Annotated in this window: 14 protein-coding genes; 11 read left to right on the top strand and 3 right to left on the bottom strand. The window is 38.8% G+C overall.

Annotation, left to right across the window (positions count from 1 at the left end; genetic code table 11):
• The first annotated feature begins 444 nt into the window (after positions 1 to 444).
• The 6 genes from dnaA (at position 445) to J580_RS0104515 (ending at position 8197) form a co-directional block, all read left to right on the top strand.
• The gene (gene dnaA, locus J580_RS22165) at positions 445 to 1854 is read left to right on the top strand and encodes a chromosomal replication initiator protein DnaA (RefSeq protein WP_032005970.1); all 1410 of its coding nucleotides are present in this window, start codon (positions 445 to 447) and stop codon (positions 1852 to 1854) included.
• 97 nt (positions 1855 to 1951) lie between these two features.
• Positions 1952 to 3100 (top strand): DNA polymerase III subunit beta, encoded by a 1149-nt coding sequence (gene dnaN, locus J580_RS23880; RefSeq protein WP_002115478.1) that lies wholly within the window; start codon positions 1952 to 1954, stop codon positions 3098 to 3100.
• Positions 3101 to 3114: 14 nt separating this feature from the next.
• On the top strand, positions 3115 to 4197 hold the full coding sequence (recF, locus tag J580_RS22155; protein WP_032005968.1) for a DNA replication/repair protein RecF: 1083 nt from the start codon (positions 3115 to 3117) through the stop codon (positions 4195 to 4197).
• A gap of 52 nt (positions 4198 to 4249) precedes the next feature.
• Positions 4250 to 6718: a DNA topoisomerase (ATP-hydrolyzing) subunit B gene (gene gyrB, locus J580_RS22150; RefSeq protein ID WP_032005966.1), complete on the top strand. Its 2469-nt coding sequence runs from the start codon at positions 4250 to 4252 to the stop codon at positions 6716 to 6718.
• Positions 6719 to 6753: 35 nt separating this feature from the next.
• A complete protein-coding gene (gene cybC / locus J580_RS22145) occupies positions 6754 to 7146 on the top strand; it encodes a cytochrome b562 (RefSeq protein ID WP_032005964.1) in 393 nt (130 codons plus the stop codon).
• Positions 7147 to 7270: 124 nt separating this feature from the next.
• A complete protein-coding gene (locus J580_RS0104515) occupies positions 7271 to 8197 on the top strand; it encodes a TolB family protein (protein ID WP_032005963.1) in 927 nt (308 codons plus the stop codon).
• 50 nt (positions 8198 to 8247) lie between these two features.
• On the opposite strand, the gene J580_RS22140 is transcribed toward J580_RS0104515, so the two are convergent.
• Complete coding sequence (locus J580_RS22140; protein ID WP_032005962.1) at positions 8248 to 10176, bottom strand: ATP-binding cassette domain-containing protein; 1929 nt, start codon at positions 10174 to 10176, stop codon at positions 8248 to 8250.
• 253 nt (positions 10177 to 10429) lie between these two features.
• Between J580_RS22140 and J580_RS22135 the strand changes: the two genes are divergently transcribed.
• From J580_RS22135 to erpA, 4 genes are all read left to right on the top strand, one after another.
• Complete coding sequence (locus J580_RS22135; protein ID WP_005804874.1) at positions 10430 to 11434, top strand: putative solute-binding protein; 1005 nt, start codon at positions 10430 to 10432, stop codon at positions 11432 to 11434.
• Positions 11435 to 11689: 255 nt separating this feature from the next.
• Entirely contained in the window at positions 11690 to 12697 is a 1008-nt protein-coding gene (locus J580_RS23595) for a putative solute-binding protein (protein ID WP_002115480.1), read from the top strand.
• Positions 12698 to 13049: 352 nt separating this feature from the next.
• Complete coding sequence (locus J580_RS22125) at positions 13050 to 14054, top strand: putative solute-binding protein (protein WP_005804873.1); 1005 nt, start codon at positions 13050 to 13052, stop codon at positions 14052 to 14054.
• A gap of 124 nt (positions 14055 to 14178) precedes the next feature.
• Positions 14179 to 14514 (top strand): iron-sulfur cluster insertion protein ErpA, encoded by a 336-nt coding sequence (erpA, locus tag J580_RS22120; protein WP_002115421.1) that lies wholly within the window; start codon positions 14179 to 14181, stop codon positions 14512 to 14514.
• A 60-nt stretch (positions 14515 to 14574) separates the two neighbouring features.
• Here erpA and J580_RS22115 read toward each other — a convergent pair whose 3' ends face one another.
• Complete coding sequence (locus J580_RS22115; RefSeq protein WP_032005961.1) at positions 14575 to 15417, bottom strand: alpha/beta fold hydrolase; 843 nt, start codon at positions 15415 to 15417, stop codon at positions 14575 to 14577.
• 127 nt (positions 15418 to 15544) lie between these two features.
• Positions 15545 to 16672, bottom strand: a complete 1128-nt coding sequence (locus J580_RS22110) for an anhydro-N-acetylmuramic acid kinase (RefSeq protein WP_017386211.1) — start codon at positions 16670 to 16672, stop codon at positions 15545 to 15547.
• Between the two features lie 61 nt (positions 16673 to 16733).
• Between J580_RS22110 and tyrS the strand changes: the two genes are divergently transcribed.
• On the top strand, positions 16734 to 17966 hold the full coding sequence (gene tyrS, locus J580_RS22105) for a tyrosine--tRNA ligase (protein ID WP_081403762.1): 1233 nt from the start codon (positions 16734 to 16736) through the stop codon (positions 17964 to 17966).
• The last annotated feature ends 657 nt before the right edge of the window (positions 17967 to 18623 follow it).

Genomic DNA, 18623 nt, shown 5'->3' with positions numbered 1-18623 from the left:
ACAAAACAAGATACCATCTTGGTTTGGATTTGCTGTATTTGAATTTAAATTCATATTTTGCAGTTATCCACAAAAGATCTCCACCCTATTAAATAAATTCAAATTTAGAAATTTAAATTTATTCTTATTAGGGATAACTTTTCCTGTGGATTTCGCACTTTTAAATTTAAAAAACATATATTTGAGTTGTTGATAACTCTGTTTTTACTATATTTATGGATTGTGGATAAGTTTATGTGTTAATTTATCCACAGCTTGTGCAAAAAGTTATACACAAGCCATTTTGAATTTAAATTTATTCACAAGAGATTTCTTTTTAGACAAAATCAACTGAAATCGTCATGACAGATGTGGATAACTTGGTTAGAATGGCGACCCCTTCTCATCAGGAAGGGTTAATCTTTAGATTATTTGAATTTAAAAACGCAGAAATAGGGGATACACATGCTTTGGACAGACTGCTTAACTCGCTTGCGACAAGAGCTCTCTGATAACGTCTTTGCGATGTGGATTCGCCCATTAGTTGCTGAAGAAGTAGAAGGGACACTGCGTCTTTATGCACCTAATCCTTATTGGACGCGTTACATTCAAGAGAACCATCTAGAATTAATTTCTATATTGGCCGAACAGTTATCAGAAGGGCGAGTACGTCAGGTTGAGATTTTAGTTGATTCTCGTCCTGGTAGTATTTTGTCATCAGGTGAGCAGCCAGCAACTACAACTGCTGCTTTGCAAACTGCGCCCCAACAAAGTATTAAAGTAAAAAAAGAACCAGATTCTATTTCCAGTTCACCTACTACTAATAGTGTAGTGACCCCAAAAACACCGAAAAAGAAACTATTAAATCCCCAATTTACTTTTTCTTTATTTGTTGAAGGCCGTTCGAACCAGATGGCTGCTGAAACATGTAGAAAGGTATTAACACAATTAGGTGCTTCACAGCATAACCCTTTATTCTTATATGGTCCGACAGGATTGGGTAAGACTCACTTGATGCAGGCAGTTGGTAATGCTTTATTGCAAGCCAAGCCTAATGCACGGGTGATGTATATGACCTCTGAGAGCTTTGTTCAGGATTTTGTAAGTTCTTTGCAAAAAGGCAAAGTTGAAGAATTTAAGAAAAATTGCCGTTCTTTAGATTTATTGTTGGTCGATGATATTCATCTTTTAGCAGGTAAAGAAGCAAGTTTGGTTGAATTCTTCTATACATTCAATGCATTACTTGATGAATCTAAACAGATTATTTTAACTTCAGATCGTTATCCAAAAGAATTGACCGAGTTAGACCCGCGTTTGGTTTCTCGCTTTTCTTGGGGTCTTTCAGTAGGCGTTGAACCGCCAGATATTGAAACTCGTATCGAAATTCTATTGAAAAAAGCCGAAAATAGCGGCGTTGATTTACCTCGAAATTGTGCATTATTTATTGCACAACAAGTAGTTGCCAACGTACGTGAACTTGAAGGTGCACTCAATAAAGTCGTCGCAATTTCTCGTTTTAAAGGTGCACCAATTGATCTTGATGTTGTCCGCGAGTCTTTAAAAGATGTGTTGGCAATCCGTGCACGTACAATTAGTGTAGAAAATATCCAACGTGTGGTGAGTGAATATTTCCGTATTCCTTTAAAAGAATTGGTAGGACCAAAGCGGACTCGAATCTATGCGCGACCACGTCAGTTAGCAATGGGACTTGCTCGTGAGTTAACTGGTGATAGTTTTCCCGAAATTGGAATGGCTTTTGGTGGACGTGACCACAGTACAGTGATGCATGCTTGCGAAAAAGTAGTAAGTCTACGTGAAGAAGATCCGATTTTTGACGAAGATTATAAAAATTTACTGCGTCTACTCCAGAGTTAATGAAATGATAAGACGTTGTTGCAAAGTCTACGTAAGTGCAGCATAGTACACAGCTAAAAAATGAAATATTTGCTCCAAGTTGCTAGAGGAATGAATCGTGCGTTTGAAAATCGCTAAAGAAAGCTTACTCAATGTTTTATCGCATGTTGTCGGTGCGGTAGAACGTCGTCATACATTGAATATTCTTTCAAACGTCAAAATTCAGACTAATGCTCAGGCACTCACCATTACCGGTTCTGATTTGGAAGTTGAGCTGGTTGCCAGTACTGTTTTAACAGAAGGGGCATGCATTGAAGCAGGTGAAACAACTGTTCCTGCTCGTAAGTTGATGGAAATTTGTAAATCATTGCCTACAGCTGCATTGATTGACTTACAAATTACTGAAGATCAAAGATGTATTTTAAAATCTGGTAATAGCCGTTTTGTATTAGGTACTTTACCGGCAGAAGATTATCCATTATTGACCACTGAAAATAGTCAAGGTACACAAGTACAGGTCACTCAACGTGAGTTAAAGCGTTTATTTGAAAAAACGGCTTTTGCTATGGCTGTACAAGATGTACGTTTCTATTTAACGGGTACTTTATTAGAAATTGATGAAAATCAATTGCGTGCAGTAACAACAGATGGTCACCGTTTAGCACTATGTGAAATTACTGCTTCTTCTACATCATCTCAATTGGTCCAAGCAATTGTGCCTCGTAAAGCTGTTGGTGAATTACAGCGTTTACTTAGCATTGAAGATGAACAATTAACGTTGCTGATTGGTCGTGAATTGTTAAATGTCACAATTAATACGCCAAGCCGTGACAAAGAGCAGGGCGATATCACTGTTCGCTTTACTACAAAGTTGATTGATGGAAAATTCCCTGATTATCGTCGTGTAATTCCACGTGGTGGCGATAAACATGTATTAATTAGCCATGATGTGTTCAAACAATCATTACAACGCGTTGCGATTTTGAGTAATGAGAAGTTACGTGGTGTTTTCTTGAATTTTAATCAAGATTCATTACAGCTGCGTGCAAATAACCCAGAACAAGACGAAGCGATTGAAGATTTAGCGATTCAGTATCAAAACATACCGCTTGAGATGTCATTTAATGCGCAATATTTGCTGGATGTTTTAGGTGTGCTTGATGGTGATGATGTAAATATGAGCATGACTGAGGCAAATCAATCTGTATTGGTTCAAGATCCGGCACATCCTGATCAAACCTATGTCGTTATGCCGATGCGTGTATAATCTGGCTATCTAATATGCATCTTACGCGTTTAAATATTGAACGTGTGCGTAATTTAAAAACGGTTGCACTCCAAGGGTTGCAACCGTTTAATGTATTTTATGGCGCTAACGGTTCAGGAAAAACTTCAATACTGGAAGCAATCCATTTGCTTGCAACAGGGCGGTCGTTCCGCACCCACATACCTAAAAATTATATTCAATACTCTGCTGAAGATGCGATTGTTTTCGCGCAATCTGCAACTGAAAAAATTGGTATGCAAAAGTTGGCCTCTGGTGAGCAGTTGATGAAGGTCAATGGCGATACAGTGGCTACACAAGGACAACTCGCTAAACTGCTTCCTTTGCAGCATATTGATCCACAAAGTACAGATATTATTGACCATGGGGCGAAACCTCGGCGCCAGCTTTTAGATTGGCTGATGTTCCACGTGGAACCTGAGTTTTATTTTGCTTGGCAATATTATTCTCGTGCATTAAAGCAGCGTAATACTTTACTTAAAACCAGAAGGAATATTTCTCTAGCGGATTTAGAGCCGTGGAATAAAATGTTGAGTAATTATGGTGAAATTTTACACTCTCAGCGTTTAAGTATTGTGGAACAATGGAATGTCTTTTTTCAAAATGATTTAAGTCAATTGCTACCTGATCTAGAGATTGAACTGGAATATAGTCCCGGTTTTCATACAGAGCAGGGACTCATGCAAGACTTGCTGAATCAACACCAAAAAGACATCGAACGACGCTATACCGAATATGGCCCACATCGTGCAGATTTGCGCTTAAAAACCCCGTTTGGACATGCTGATGTAGTTTTATCAAGAGGTCAGAAAAAACTCTTGATTATTGCCTTAAAACTGTCACAAATTGCAATGTTACATGCGAGTAATAAGGAAACTGTGGTATTATTAGATGATCTGACAGCAGAATTAGACTTAACCGCACAACAACGTTTAATTGAACGATTAAGCCAACTTGGTAGCCAGGTTTTTATGACAACTTTAGATCATGCATCGGTAAAAAAACACTTACATGATCTGTCTATTTCATATCAATTATTCAATGTTGAATCCGGTCAAGTTAGTCTTGCTTCACCATAATTTTTTGATGTTACCCATCTTTGAATAAACCTATATTTGCTAGGGAGAAACCATGAGTTCAGAGTCTCAATCAGCCTCTCAAACAGAACAAACCAATGAAAAGGCTTATGATTCCTCTAGTATTAAAGTATTACGTGGATTAGATGCAGTTCGTAAACGTCCGGGTATGTATATTGGGGATACAGACGACGGTACCGGTTTACACCATATGGTATTCGAGGTTGTCGATAACGCAATCGATGAAGCTTTAGCTGGGCATTGTGACGAAATTATTGTCACGATTCACGAAGATGAATCGGTAAGTGTTTCTGATAATGGCCGTGGTATTCCAACAGATATCCACCCTGAAGAAGGGGTGTCTGCAGCGGAAGTAATTCTTACGATCCTGCACGCAGGCGGTAAGTTTGACGACAACAGCTATAAAGTTTCAGGTGGTTTGCATGGCGTAGGCGTTTCAGTTGTAAATGCGCTTTCAAGTAAATTGCATTTAATTATTAATCGCGCTGGCCAAGTGCACGAACAAGAGTATCACCACGGTGATCCGCAATATCCATTACGTGTGATTGGTGAAACGGATAGCAGTGGTACAACTGTACGTTTTTGGCCAAGTGAACTAACTTTTAGTCAAACTATTTTTAACGTTGAAATTTTAGCGCGTCGTTTAAGAGAGCTTTCATTTTTAAACGCGGGCGTGCGTATTGTTTTACGTGATGAACGTATTAACCTTGAGCACGTATATGACTACGAAGGTGGTTTATCTGAGTTTGTAAAATACATTAACGAAGGTAAAACTCATCTAAACGAGATTTTCCATTTCACTGCTGATACAGAAAACGGTATTGGTGTAGAAGTTGCATTACAGTGGAATGAAAGTTATCAAGAAAACGTGCGTTGTTTTACCAACAATATTCCTCAAAAGGATGGCGGTACTCATTTAGCAGGTTTCCGTGCAGCTTTAACCCGTGGTCTTAACCAATATCTTGAAAATGAAAATATTCTCAAGAAAGAAAAAGTCAATGTGACAGGCGATGATGCACGAGAAGGTTTAACCGCGATTATTTCGGTAAAAGTACCTGATCCGAAATTCTCTTCTCAAACTAAAGAAAAACTAGTATCGAGTGAAGTAAAACCAGCGGTTGAGCAAGCAATGAACAAAGAGTTCTCTGCTTACTTACTTGAAAACCCGCAAGCTGCAAAATCAATTGCTGGTAAAATTATTGATGCTGCGCGTGCACGTGATGCTGCACGTAAGGCGCGTGAAATGACACGTCGTAAGAGTGCACTTGATATTGCAGGTTTACCAGGTAAATTGGCAGATTGTCAGGAAAAAGACCCAGCACTTTCTGAATTATATCTAGTCGAGGGTGACTCTGCTGGTGGTAGTGCTAAGCAAGGTCGTAATCGTAAAATGCAGGCTATTTTACCGTTGAAAGGTAAAATCCTGAACGTTGAACGTGCACGTTTTGACAAAATGATTTCTAGTCAGGAAGTGGGTACTTTAATCACTGCACTTGGCTGTGGTATTGGGCGTGAAGAATATAATCCTGATAAGCTTCGCTATCATAAAATCATTATCATGACCGATGCCGACGTAGATGGTTCGCATATCCGCACCTTATTGTTAACATTCTTCTTCCGTCAAATGCCGGAATTGGTTGAGCGTGGGCATATTTATATTGCTCAGCCACCATTGTATAAGTTGAAGAAAGGTAAACAAGAACAATACATCAAAGATAATGACGCGTTAGAAACTTATCTCATCTCAAATGCGATTGATGAGCTATCTTTGCATACCAATGCTGAAGCACCTGCAATTACTGGTGAAGCACTTGCGAAGGTGATTCAAGACTATCAAGTTTCACAAAAGAGCTTACAGCGCTTAACTTTACGTTATCCAGCTAGCTTATTGGATGCTTTACTTGAAGTAGAAGCATTCAAGAGTGATCAAAACCATGATAAAGCTTATGTACAACAATGGGCTGATCAGGTGCGCGATATCATTACCAGATTACAGCCAAGTTTACGTCCAGAAATCTCACTAGAGGCCTTTGAACGTGAAAATGCTCAAGGTGAAAAATCTGCGCATTATTGGCCACGTATTACGGTGTATGTACATAACTTGCCGCATGCGTATTTGCTTGATGCAGCTTTATTGAATTCAGCTGAATATGCACGTTTACTGAAAAACTCGAAGAGTTGGTTCACTTTACTTGAAGAAGGTGCTTATTTACAAAAAGGTGACCGCCGTATTCAAGTAGCTAACTTCCATCAAGTTTGGCAACATATCTTGCAAGATTCTCGTCGCGGTATGATGATTCAACGCTATAAAGGTCTTGGCGAGATGAATGCTGAGCAGCTTTGGGAAACAACAATGGATCCTGAAAACCGTAATATGTTGCAGGTGACAATTGATGATGCGATTGAAGCAGATCGTATGTTCTCTTGCTTGATGGGTGATGATGTTGAACCACGTCGTGCATTCATCGAAGAGAATGCTTTAAATGCGGATATTGATGCTTAATTCATAACATGATTCTAAATCAGTCTAGGGAGAGAATGATGAGTCAGAAATTATTAGCTAGCCTATTAATTTCATGTGCGTTTTTAGGAAGTTCTGCTGTTTCGGCGGCAGACCTAGAAGCGAATATGAAAACTTTAGCTAAGAGTACTAAAGCATTTGCTGAAACGATGGATGTTGATAAAGCGAAACAACAGCTTGTTGTAATGCGTGAAGCAGCCGTTTCTTCTAAGCAGTATTTACCGCATAGGCTCGAAGGATTACCATCAGAAAATGTAAAGGTAAAAGAGTATCAAGCTGGTTTAGATCAGCTTGTTGCTGAAATTGATAAAGTAACTGTTTTAGTTGAGCAAGGACAATTAGATCAAGCCAAAGCTGAAGCAATCAATTTAGTCAAAATACGAAATGAAAATCATAAAAAATTTAGATAATTTTTTATGATGATTAAAGAAAAGGCTTTGTTTAATTTAAGACAAAGCCTTTTCTTTTATAAGAACTGAACTTTTAAACTATCATTTAGATGGTAGTTTCCATTTATATCAAGAGAATATAATTTTGAAAAAAACACAAAAACTCTTATGCATTGGAATCATATTTTTTAATTGCTTATTTCAACTGCATGCTGCGATAGCCCCCGCCTTTTATGGAAAATTAGTATTTCATCGTTACAGTGATTATGACGCATGGGACAGTAAGCTTTATCTTTATAACTTCACAACACAGCAGACCACATTACTCGGTGCAAATTGGAAAATTGACCATATGATGAATGGTCATTTTTCTCCAGATGGAAAATGGTTGACGTTCATGGGAGTTAACTCTGGGGAGCATTATGGTGATGCATGGGATGTATACGTTTGGAAAGTCGGAAGCATTGAGTTACCCATTAACCTAACTCAAGGAAATAATAAGCGCGATGAAGATCCTAAATTCATAGATAACCAGCGTATTATTTTTAAACAAAATGGCGATCTAAAAATCATTAGAATGACGGATCGTACGATGACTTCTGTGACTCAAAATGGTTGGGATATAGAAGAATCGATGCCTTATCCGATGGTGAATACCACCCAAATTTTGTATGCGAAAGGTGCTGGAAATAATTCTAGAATTTTTAGTATTGATCAATCGGGTGCTTATGATACACAGCTGACCAATATCGCTTCATATTATCCAGTATGGTGGCAAGGAAGTCGGTTCTTATATGTACGCTGGTACAGTTCAACAAATCCTCATGACCAGATATATATTTATGATATGGCTAATAAACAAACCACACGTTTGTCATTTAACAATATTAATTATGATACTTCCGATCCAGCTCCTTTAGATCAGCGTTACATGGTGGTGTCTCTTGCAGGACAAACAGGGAGTCGAGGCGGATACGATTTATATATTGCAGACAGCTTATCAAGCAGTGTTTGGCCTTTACCGATAAATACCAATTTAAATGAATTAGGGGCTTTTTATACGCCTTATTAACGAATAAAAAAGCCGATTAAGAAATCGGCTTTTTTATTTTAGAAAATTGATTAATCAAAAGAAGCTTCCATTTCTTCTAATTCCATCATGAGTTCCAAAAGCTGCTCTTCGTGTTGCTCAAGTTTAGCTTTCAGCTCTGTCTGCTCATTCATAAGTTTGAGTAGATCATCCTTGCGTGCAGCCTCATATAAAGATGTGTCTGCTAAGGATTCTTCAATTTTGGCGAGCTGCGGTTGTAGCTTTTCAATTTGTGATTCAACCTTTTCAATATTTTTACGAATAGGTCGAGTCTGTTCACGACGGCGAGCTGCTTCTTTACGCTGTGCTTCTTTATCAACTTTAGCCGGCGCTGGAGCGGCAGAGGATGAGTCATTCTGTGCTACAGCAGTCTGAGCATTGATTTGTTGCTGACGTGCTTCACGTAGCCATTTAGCATAGTCCTGTAAATCACCCTCGAACTCAGTACATTTACCTCCGTGTACCAAAAGAAGCTCATCACATACACTCGCAATAAGTTGGCGTTCATGGGAAACCAGAACAACGGCACCTTCAAAATCTTGTAATGCCATGCTCAATGCATGACGCATATCAAGATCTAAATGGTTCGTCGGTTCATCGAGAATTAAAACATTTGGACGCTGCCATACAATCAGTGCTAGAGCTAAACGAGCACGTTCTCCACCAGAAAAGCTTTCACATGGTGTATCCATGCGTTCACCGCTAAAGCCAAAACTACCTAAGAACGAACGTAGAGTGGCTTCACTGATTTGTTTATCTGCTATACGGGCAAGCTGTAACATTGGGCTAGCATGACCATCTAAAGCATCCATCTGGTGCTGCGCAAAGTAACCGATATTAAGCAGCTCGGAAGCTTTACGTTCACCTGCCAAGAGTGGTAAATCACCAACCAAGCTCTTAATCAATGTTGACTTGCCTGCGCCGTTCATACCCAGTAAACCAATACGTGAGTTAGGTGTAATTTGTAATCTGATTTTTTCGGCTATCTGTTTATCACTATAACCAATGCTGGCATTGTCTAAAGTCAGTAACGGTGAACTCATTTTAGTCGGTTCACGGAAACTAAATGTAAACGGCGTATCTACATGGGCTGGTGCAAGTTGCTGCATGCGCTCAAGTTGTTTAATACGACTTTGTGCCTGACGAGCTTTAGTCGCTTTTGCTTTAAAACGATCAATAAACTTTTGTAAGTGAGCACGTGTTTCTTGCTGCTTTTCAAAAGCTTGTTGTTGCTGGGCAAGACGTTCACTACGTGTGGTTTCAAATGTAGAGTAGTTTCCGGTGTAAAGTGTGAGTTCTTGATTTTCAATGTGAAGAATATGATCTGTAATCGCATCTAAAAAGTCGCGGTCATGCGAAATTAGAATGAGTGTACCTTCATAGGCTTTAAGCCAATCTTCTAACCACAGAATTGCATCCAAATCTAAGTGGTTTGTTGGTTCATCCAGTAAGAGTAGATCAGAACGACTCATCAATGTACGCGCCAAATTTAAACGCATACGCCATCCACCTGAGAAGCTCTCAACGTTCAAACGTAATTGATTTTCTAGAAAGCCAAGACCTGCCATGAGCTGCGCAGCTTTAGAGGGCGCTGAATAACCATGAATTTCATCAAAGCGGCCATGCAATTTAGCCAGTTCAAAATCAGTCAGTTGATCTGGTTGAGCAAGCTTATTTTGTATATCCCAAAACTCTTCATCACCTGAAAGAACAAAATCAATTGCAGGCATATCTAGGGCTTTTACTTCTTGCGCCATATGCGCCACGGTCCAGCCTGTCGGACGAGTAAGTGAACCTTCATCTGCACCTAAACTTCCAAGTAATGCAGCAAATAAGGTCGATTTACCTGCGCCATTTACACCAGTTAGACCAATCTTCCAACCTGGGTGTAATTGCATAGACGCTTTTTGAAATAGAACACGTCCACCGCGGCGTAAAGAAACTTGGTCAAATTGAATCATCTTATTGTATCGAGGTGAGTTAGGGATGCTGTATTTTAAAGAGAACTGCCGATGAAAACAAAACTTTCCGGATTTTAGTGAGCAGGTATTAATAATTAGATATATCCAGACATTCTAAATTTCGCTATTCATCCGAAATTTTCAAAATATTGAACAAGATAGAATACTTTTAAAAAAATATGGCTAAAATAAAAACAGTTTGAAATTTGGTTGATTAATGAGCTACTAATAAAACTAGACTAAGGAAAGTCAAATGAAAAAAAGATTGGGGATAATTGGTGCAGTATTTTGCTGTGCTGTGGGGACAGTACATGCTGGGCAAAGTGTCTGTGTGTTTGATTTATTAGGAAAGTCAGGTGAATCCTATAAAATGATGGAAGAGTGGGCGCTTGCAGCGAAAGAATGGCAAGCAGATATCACTTTAATTCCATTTCAAGATGAAGGCTTAGTTGACCGTAGACTGCGTGAAGGAAAATGTGACGCCGCTTATATGACCTCCATGCGGGCGCGAAATTATAATAAATTTGCAGGTTCAATTGATGCGATTGGAGGGGTAACCAGTAATGCAATCGCCCAAAAAGCTATTAGTTATGTTTTAGATAAGCGTAATAAACATCGCATGGTGACTACACAAACTGGAACCAATTACGAGGTCGTTGGTATTGTTCAGATTGGATTGGCTTATTTATTTGTAAGAGATAAAAACCTCAACTCAATTGAAAAAGTACGTGGGACTAAGTTTGCTATTTTGCAATATGACGCAGCACAAAAAATTATGGTGGAAAGCGTTGGCGCTCAGCCCATTCCTTCAGAAATTACCGATTTTGTGAAAAAGTTTAATAGTGGCCAAGTCGATGCAATTGCGGCACCAGCCTATGCTTATAAACCTTTAGAGATTGGTAAAGGGGTCGGCGTGAAAGGGGCAATGTTTACTTTCCCCGTAGTTAACGTTACGGGTGATTTAATTGCCCGAAGTGATAAGTTCCCCACAGATTTTGGTATAAAGTCACGTGCTTGGTTTATACAAAAATTACCTCAGAATTTTGCCATGATAAAGCGGCTAGAAATGGGTGTACCCTCAAAAATTAAAATTAATTTTTCAGCAGAAGACAAAACTAAATATCAAAAAATTTTACGTGAAGGTCGCCTCAGCTTAACAAAACAAGGTGTATACGATGCAACAATGATGAGTGTGCTAAAGCGTGCCCGCTGTACAGTTGAACGGACAAATTTTGAATGTACGCTTAATGGAGAGTAGTTTATTTTTTAAACACAAAAACGCTACATATATTTCAAAGCTGAATATGGGTATGAAAATTATGAATATAAAAAATAACTTACGGAAAATTAGCGATTTTTCCTTTTAATAAATAATTTAAAACCAACAAACAATGGTTCAATGAGATAAAAATATTTGAGTAAAAGCTCTATTTTTTTCTAAAAAACATGATTAATATCTGTGTTTGAAAGGAAACTTCAAACAAAAAATCTGTTCCGTGGAAGGATGAAGAAAATGAAAAAAATCGTACTTGCTATGGCTGCCGCTTCTGTTGTTGGTTTTTCTGCTTCAGCGCAAGCAGCGAGTACCGTATGTGTATTCGACCTCTTAGGAAAAGCAGGCGACTCATATAAAATGATGGAAGAATGGGCTCTTGCTGCAAAAGGCTGGGGTACTGAAATTAACTTAGTTCCTCGTCAGGACGAGGCTGTTGCCGATAATGATTTTAAAGCGGGTAAATGTGATGCTGTAGCAATGACAGCAATGCGTGCACGCCAATATAACAAATTCGCAGGATCTATCGACTCACTCGGTGGTGTTCCAAACAACCAAATCGCTCAACGTGCAATTACTTATGTATTAGATGCGCGTAATGCAGCAAAAATGACCACGAATATGGGTGGTAAAAAATACGAAGTTGCTGGTATTTCTCCGCTAGGTTCAGCATTCATTTTCGTACGCGACAAAAACATCAACTCTGTTGAAAAAGCTGCGGGTAAAAAATTCGCTGTACTTGGCTATGACGATGCACAAAAAATTATGGTGCAACGTGTAGGTGCTCAAGCAGTTCTTTCTGATATCTCAAACTTTGCTGCTAAATTTAACAATGGTCAGGTAGATATGGTAGGTGCACCTGCTTATGCTTACAAACCATTAGAGTTAAATAAAGGTTTAGGCGCAAACGGTGTAATGTGGAACTTCCCTGTATTACACGTTACAGCAGATCTAGTATTACGTTCTGATAAATTCCCAGCTGGTTTTGGTCAAAAATCTCGTGACTGGTTTGTTAAACAGTTACCGAAGAGCTTTGCAATGATCAACCGTTTAGAAGCGCAAATTCCTGGCAAATACAAAATGAACTTAAGTGCAGAAGACAAACTTAAGTATCAAAAAATGTTGCGTGATGGCCGTATGGACTTAACTAAACGCGGTGTTTACGATGCTGGAATGATGTCTGTACTCAAAAAAGCACGTTGTTCTGTAGACAAGGCTAACTTTGAATGTTCAATGCCTGGTGAATAATCTTAATTTTTCTAAAAAAGCCTAGACTGAGTTCTAGGCTTTTTGTTTTATATGAGCTGTCAGTTCTGCCATTGTGGATAACTAGAAAGACGTTAAGCTAAATTTAGATAAAAACTTCATAAGGAAACATGAAGGTATAAAAATGGATCAAGGACTTGAGTGATTAAAATAATTGCTAATAGATAGATCAATCGCTATCTATTTTTCAGGGAAATAAAATCATAAAAGCAAATACGGTCTATACAAATATTCCAACATGATTTTTATATGAAGCCTATCCGATTCATACCTGATCGGTGTGAAATTTCTTGGTATCGAAAAACAAAAACTCCACAAGGAAAGGAAAAAGAATATGCAATTTTCCAAAACGCTATTACTTGCGATGGGACTTACCACAGTTTCTTTTGCAGCCGAGGCTAAACAAACAGTATGTGTTTTTGACTTCGTTGGAAAAAATGGCGACGTTTATGCGCTGATGAAGGATTATCAACTTGCCGCTAAAAACTGGGGAGCTGATATCGAGCTTAAAGTAAACCAGAATGAAGCCGTGATTGCTGAAGATTTTAAAGCGGGTAAATGTGATGGTATTAGCGTGTCAGGGATGCGCGGGCGTCAATTTAACTCATTTACTGGTTCATTAGACGCAATTGGAGCGATTCCTGACCTCAAGCTTGCTGTAAAAGTGATGCAAGGTTTAGCGAGTCCGACTTTTAGTAAATATATGGTTAATGGTCGCTATGAGGTCGTCGGTGTTATTCCGGTTGGTGATGCTTACCTTTTAGTAAATGATCGCAGCATCAATACGGTAGCGAAAGCCGCTGGTAAGAAAATTGCTGTTCTTGACTATGATGAAGCACAAAAAATTATGGTTCAGCAGGTCGGGGCACAGGCTGTGAGTGCGGACGTAACAAATTTCGGTGCAAAATTTAATAACCATCAAGTTGATATTATTGGTGCGCCAGCAGCAGCATTTAAACCTTTGGAACTACAAAAAGGTTTAGGCACAAAAGGTGCGATCGTGAATTATCCAATCTTACAGGTCACAGGAAATATTATTATCCGTCCTGATAAGTTCCCAGCTGGTTTTGGCCAGAAATCTAGGGAATGGGTTTCCGGTCAGTTACCACGTGCTTTTACCATCTTGGGTAAAATGAAAGCTGATATTCCACAAAAATACTGGATGGATGTCCCAGCAGCCGATAAACCGGGCTACCAAAAGCTCATGCGTGAGTCTCGAATTAACCTTACACAACGTGGTGTATATGATAAACGCATGATGAAACTATTATGGCAATTCCGTTGTAAGCAAGATGCTAAAAACTTCGAATGTGGCTTACAAGACGAGAATTACAAATAATCTTGATAAAAATACTCAAGATTCGCTTTAAACTTCGAAGACAGACCCTATATTGATTATGCTATACTCAATATAGGGTCTTTTTTATTTTGAAAGGCACAGCAAAATCCGAGGAACAATCATCATGAATGCCCAAGCTCTAGTTTTGACAGATAATGCTGCCAATAAGGTACGCCAACTCCGTGATAGTGAAGGGAATGACGATCTCATGTTACGTGTATATGTGACAGGAGGCGGGTGTTCAGGGTTTTCATATGGCTTCAATTTTGCTGAAAGCGTCAATGAAGATGATGCAGAATTCGTAAATGGCGATGTGAAAATGCTGGTTGACTCACTTAGCTACCAATACCTCATTGGTTCAGTAGTTGACTATGTAGAAGGTCTTGAAGGTTCGCGTTTTATCGTACAAAACCCGAATGCAACAACAACATGTGGTTGTGGTTCTTCATTCTCGATTTAACAGAATTTTAAAATTTAAAAAACCTCTCTATTTTGAGAGGTTTTTTTATTGATCAGATCATTATCTTTTACGAACAGATTCTAAAAAATATTGCACGAGTTCAGGTGCATTCTGATATGGAATCCAGTGCGACGCATCCATAAAAACTGCTTCATAACTATTTTTAAAATAATGTGAGTTTAGCTCGGCACTTTTTTCTGTAACGGCAATATCATGTTTACCCCAAATAAAAAGAGTGGGGACGTCTATAGCTTTAAATGGATTTTGAGGTTTGTCCCAAAAAAAGCCACGATACCAATTCAACGCCGTGGTTAATCTATTTTCCTTTATAAACTCAGCCTCAAATATCGCAATTTGCTGTTCAGTCATTCCTGATGACTTTAGAAACTTACGACCCAATTTAGGTATCTTTTTAAATAAAAGTTCGGGCAAAATCGGTAGCTGAAAAATTGCAAAATAATAAGATTTAAAAAGTTGTCTACTGCTTAAACAAGCTTTTAAAAATGCAGCTTGGTGGGGCACAGAAACTAAAGTGAGATGTTGAATATATTGTGGATACTTCATAGCAACGCCCGAGGCAATTGCCGAGCCCCAATCGTGCCCCATTAAATAAACTGGCTGGCCAAGTTGTTTAATTAAACTTGCTACGTCTTCTACAAGTTCACTCAAGGAATATTGAAATCGGCTTTGAGGTCTAGCATTTAAACTATAACCACGTTGATGAATCGCAAGTGTTCTAAATTGATGCTCATGCAATAATTCCGAAGTCTGCTCCCAACTATGGGCAGTTTCTGGAAAACCATGCAATAAAACCACGAGAGGGCCATCTATAGGGCCTGAATCAATTACATCGAATGTCCAGGTCCCACGTGTGTATTGATGAATACGTTTGGTCAGATCCATAACAACATGCCTTACTTATTTTTGTTGGCATTTATCATGAATTTTTATGTCCAATTTAATAACAGCATTTCGGGTCAGTAAATGTGCTATGAGGTCTAATCTGTCCAATTAAATTGCACAGGTAGCTTTATACCGCCGTGATCGTACCTAGGATTCTGAAATCCGAAGCACCTGTTACTGCTGGCAAATTACCACTTAAACCATCTACAAAGCGCATTGCTAACCATGCAAATGCTGTAGCCTCGACCCAAGTAGGGGAAAGCCCTAACACATCGGTAGGTTGAACAGACCAATTGTGCTTACGAAGACGCCAACGTAATTGTTCTAGTAAATAAGAGTTATAAGCACCACCACCACAAACATACACTTCACCTGTTTCCATCTCAGAGCGATAAATTGCTTTTTGAATGGCACGCACAGTAAGTTTTAATAGGGTAGCTTGGATGTTTTCAGGTGTATCTTCTAACTCGTCATAAGTTAAATCATTTCGCCAATCGATTAACTGATCATCTAACCAGTCAATATTAAAGTCTTCACGTCCTGTGCTCTTAGGCGGTTCTTTAGAAAAATACTCGTGGGCATGGAGACGGTCGAGTAAAGAGCGGATAGGATGACCATAAGCTGCCCAGTCACCATTTTCATCATATGGATGACCTGTATGGCGATGGCACCAAGCATCCATCAAAATATTTGCAGGACCTGTATCAAAACCAAATACGCCGTCACTGTTATTGGCAGGCAGCATACTCACATTAGCTATACCACCCAAATTCAAAATTACACGATGAATACTTGGATGTTGAAATAATGCTTGATGGAAAGCCGGAACTAATGGCGCGCCTTGACCACCTGCTGCCATATCTCTACGACGGAAATCTGAAACAACCGGAATCTGAGTGATTTCAGTAATGATGTTGGGATCGCCAATTTGTAGCGTAAAGCCATGTTCTGGACGGTGACGAATGGTTTGCCCATGCGACCCAATTGCTTTAATTTGGCTACGGTCTAATTGATGCTTTTCAATCAGAGTATTAATCCCATGACCAATCATTTGGGCTAGAGCAACATCAGCTTTACCCATGCGGTCAATTTCATTGTCATCAGGTAAAGTTAATGCCATAAGCTCATCACGTAACTCGGGTTCGAATGGAACTGTAAGAGTGGCATGAAGCTGTAGTGGCTCAAATGAAGCCGCTACAATATCCACACCATCCATACTAGTGCCAGTCATTACGCCGATATAGATTGCGCTCATATGCAACTTCCCCTGCAAGACGCTGAAAAAATGTTAGTATATCGCACAAATTGAATAACTGATGTGTTTAGGTTTTGTGATGTCAAATTTCTTGCCCGCCGAAGAACAGCTTGCCCTCATCCAACGAGGCACGCACGAAATTATTTCAGAAGAAGATTTACTGAAAAAGCTCAAAGAGAATCGTCCTCTTAAAATTAAAGCTGGTTTTGACCCTACAGCACCAGATTTACATTTAGGACATACGGTTCTTATTAATAAACTAAAAACTTTCCAAGACTTGGGCCATGAAGTTACCTTCTTAATTGGTGACTATACAGCGATGATTGGTGACCCAACTGGTAAAAGTGCAACTCGTCCGCCGTTGTCACGTGAACAAGTAGAAGCCAACGCTAAAACTTATCAAGAACAAGTATTCAAGATATTAGACCCGAATAAAACAAAAGTACGTTTTAACTCAGAATGGTTTAATCAAAAGTCCGCTGCTGACCTTATCCAATTAGCAAGTCAGCAAACCGTATCACGTATGTTAGAGCGTGATGACTTTACTAAGCGTTATAGCAATCATCAGCCGATTGCAATTCATGAGTTTTTATATCCTTTAGTTCAAGGTTATGACTCAATTGCGCTTGAAGCTGACGTTGAGTTAGGCGGTACAGACCAGACCTTTAACTTACTTATGGGTCGTACTTTACAAAGCCGTTATGGCCAAGAATCTCAAGTGTGTATCACCGTGCCGATTCTAGAAGGTCTAGATGGCGTAAATAAAATGTCTAAATCTTTAGGTAACTATATTGGTGTATTTGATACACCAGGGGCAATGTACCAAAAAGTTTTATCAATGCCAGACTCTTTAATTGAACGCTATTTCGATTTATTAAGCTTCAAATCTCTTGATGAGATCAAAGCTCTATTAGATGAAATTGCTGCTGGTCGTAATCCGCAAGAAGTAAAACGTATTCTTGCGCTTGAGCTAGTTGAACGCTTCCATGATGTAGAGGCTGCAACTAATGCCCATAAGAGTGCTGGTAACCGTATTACAGAAGGTGAAGTACCTGAAGACACACCAGAAGTGACTATTTCACTTGGTGAGTTTGGAGGAGAGATCTTTATTGCTACGATTTTACGTGTAGCGGGGCTAAACCCAAATGCAGCTGCGGCAAAAGATGCGGTTGCTCGTGGTGCGGTAAAAGTTGACTGGAATGCCGTTGATGCAAGCTTCTCTGTAAAAGAAAAAGGAAGCTTTATTATTCAATCAGGTAAAAAAGCAATTGCACGTGTAATTTTCACTGAATAATAAAATAAAGTTATAGAGTAAAAAGCAGGAGTAATCCTGCTTTTTTTATTTCTGATCACAAAATCAATTAAGCGTTCCACGTGGAACAATTTGTAATTAACTTAATAAGTAGAAAAATAGAATAAGTAAAGAATAGAAAGTATTAATCAATAAATAGAGTATTTGCTCTAGTCCGTCTTTGGAATCTTTGGAATCTTTGGACTTAAGGAAGTATATAAAGACATAGGAAATTAAAAATATCCTAAATTCTTAAATATAAAACTAATAAAAGGCAGTGAAAATGCCTAAAAAAAAGCCATATATATCACTTTTTTCGCAAAATAGTAGAAAAAAACGGCACTCAAGTGAAAAAGGCTGAAATACCCCTTGCAAAGGGGATGAGATGGTCTATAATGCACATCCATCGGCGGTGATGCAGATAGAAACTTGTTGAAAAACAGTTACTTGGAATTGAGTTGGTTGCTTTAAGTGATGAATTTGATGGTAAGTTGGTTTTAAGATTAAGTTTTAAAAATATCGAAATTACCTGTTGACTTTTAAGAGATTAAGAGTAATATAGCCGACCTAGCTTGCTGGTGACGAACCAGGAAGAAGATCATTAAGAGAATTGAAGAACAACTTGTGTGGATTTTTACTGATTGATTAATCGAAATAATT

Source organism: Acinetobacter sp. 1542444 (assembly GCF_000581835.1).
GTDB classification, from domain to species: domain Bacteria; phylum Pseudomonadota; class Gammaproteobacteria; order Pseudomonadales; family Moraxellaceae; genus Acinetobacter; species Acinetobacter pittii.
This window is presented reverse-complemented; position numbering and strand designations above follow the sequence as displayed.